The following is a 2600-nucleotide window of genomic DNA, read 5'->3' as shown; positions in this document are numbered from 1 at the left end:
CAAGGTTGGTATTGATGTAAGCATATAAAACTTTCGGATTGTACATGATTTTATCATCGATGATAAAATGCTGGGTCCTCAGGGTAATAACGAGGCCGGCTTTCGGAAGATGGTAATTGAGGGCGGCTCCTGCATTCATCTGCCTGAATTTCGGCTCATAGGACCTGTACATACCGTACACCGCCCCGTCACTATAAGCTGTGGACAGGAAATAACTGTCGGTATTGGAATTGTTCCGGGTGTCAATATAACTTCCGTTGATATCCAGGCTGAGGTTATTTACCGGCAATTTCGTAAAGCTTGCCATCAGTTCCAGTCCTTTATCTTTAGATTCGAGACGGTTGACTATTTTATTCTGCAGGTAGTACAGATTTTTATATCCGATGATGTCGAAGGTGGGTGTCTGGTTTCCGTTGTAATTGATCCGGATGTCGGCCTGATCCCTTTTGGAAGCAAAATATTCATTGGTAAACCCATCGTACAGCCTGTTGTAATAGGCGGTCAGCCCGATATTCCCGGATGGGAACTTAAAGTCGATCCCCAATTCGGAACGCACACTTTTCGAGGGCTTGAGTCCTTTATTATCGGCATAATCCACAAAAGTCTGTACAACCCCGAGATTGTAGAAGCCCGGGAGGCGGACGTCGGCAAGCACCTGGTCATAATAACGGGGACCCGTATAGACCATATTCATCGAAGGGGCTTTTGAAGCGATCCCGAACCCGCCCCTGAACTTGAAATTCCGGTAGATGAGATACGTATTGATCCTGGGCTGAAAAACAGATGCCCCGAACTGGTGGTCAAACCGGGCCCCTGCGTTCAGGTTAAAGATAGAGCTTCCGAACTTTTTAAACAGGTTATCCTCTGCATAAAGCGAATACTGATACTCTGCCCTGATGTTCTGCCCGAAATTATAGGGCCTGAAGGCCTGTCCGCCGCCAGAAAAAGTTGTGCTCAGGGTTTCCGGGCTTCCCAGTCTTCCGGCTCCCTTATTGTCGCTGCTTCTCAGGGATGTCCCGATCAGGAAATTATGGGTCCAGCCGCCTTCCGTCCTGAGGTTTTTCTTCAAATCTGCGGAAAAGAAAAGGGAAACGGGCTTTCCTTCCACTTCCATTACCTGCCGGTAGCTTACGGGTGTATATGCTCCTGTATAAACCCCGTCTGTGGTGCCGGTTCCTACTACTTTACCGCCGCTGTTGATCAGCCTGGATTCAAAGCTGTTCTGATAAGCGGATGAATAATTGGCATTGATGCTGAGATTATCGAAAAATGCATCGGTGAATCTCCAGTTGAACCGGTTGGAAATCCGTACATCTCTTTTCTTATTTTTGATGAGGGTTTCATAGATATCCTCTTCCTCGAAGTTGGCATGATCCAGGTTATTGCCGTAATCCAAGGATACGGAATTGCTGATGTTCCTGTTTTTGCTGTAAACCGTCCACATCAGGGTACCGGAGACCCGCTGGTACTGATTGAATTTGGTCCTCGGATCCGAATTGGAGCTCAGATAATTCAGGTTGATGTTGATGAAGCCGAGCTTCCTGCTTACCTGGAAACCTTTATTGATGTTGTATTCCTGGGTTCCCTCCCGGAGGGCGAGATATGCCCGGTAGGGTGTGCTGCCGCTTTTCTGCTGAATGCTGACCAGACCTGAGGTCAGGTCTCCGTATTTTGCGGATGGGATTCCCTGCACCACTTCCACACTTTCGATATTTTCCACCGGGATTTCCCTGAGGTCTACCCCGAAATTCGCATTGGAAAAATAGCCGTTAAACCCGTTCCTTTTACCGAAGCCCAGCATATTGGGATTAAACAGGGAGCCTTCATTGGACAACGGTTTTGCAATGGCGGCATAATTGCCGGCGTAGCCCTGCATGTTTTCGTTATTGGAAAGAGGAATCCCATCGACGACAATGGCCGTACCGAAGGATTTGTTTCCGAATCCCTCTGCGCCGGTCTGGGTAAGACTTCCCAGGGTTACGGACCTGAAGACCACAGGCTTGAATTCATTCAGGTTGAGGTTTTTCAGCTGCTGTCCCGGAATCTGCTCCAGCACTTCATTCAGGGAAAAGGCCTGGATGTTCTTCAGGGCTTCTTCTTTAATCTCAATTTCAGAATAATTTTTCTTTTTTGCAGAAAGCATGATCTCTTTAATCCGTATGGAGGCAATCTGCATGGCAACGGTAATGCTGCCGGAAGGAACGGCAGCAAATGATCTTTTCTCTTCCAGTAATCCCGCCCTGGAAAAAACCACGGTCTCATTCGCGGAATAATCAATCCGGAAGGCTCCGGCATGATCGGTTACCGTCCAGATCCCGGTATTCTCAATGCCTACTTTCACGCCCGAAACAGGCTTTCTGTTATCAGCTTCCACTACCATCCCCGTCAGCGTCTGTCCGCTCACGGAAATTACGATCCACTGGAAAGCCAGAAGCAACACTCTTTTTTTCAACTCTTATAATTTGCCACAAAATTATTTATATTTTTTCTAAATAAAAATAACAATGAGCAATTTATAACCTGACATCATTCATACATGAAATCTGAAAATAAATTTAAAGTATTAATAATCAAATATATATATATATATATATATATAT

At 46.2% G+C, this 2600-nt stretch carries 1 protein-coding gene; it reads right to left on the bottom strand.

Going from position 1 to position 2600, the window contains the following annotated elements; genetic code table 11:
- A partial coding sequence (locus QZ735_RS04685) for a TonB-dependent receptor (protein ID WP_294244882.1) occupies window positions 1-2452 on the bottom strand: 2452 nt, incomplete at its 3' end.
- Window positions 2453-2600: the final 148 nt, after the last annotated feature.

The sequence above is a fragment of the uncultured Chryseobacterium sp. genome, assembly GCF_913776365.1.
Lineage (GTDB): Bacteria > Bacteroidota > Bacteroidia > Flavobacteriales > Weeksellaceae > Chryseobacterium.
Note: the sequence above shows the minus strand (reverse complement) of the source record. Positions and strands in the feature narration are given on the sequence as shown.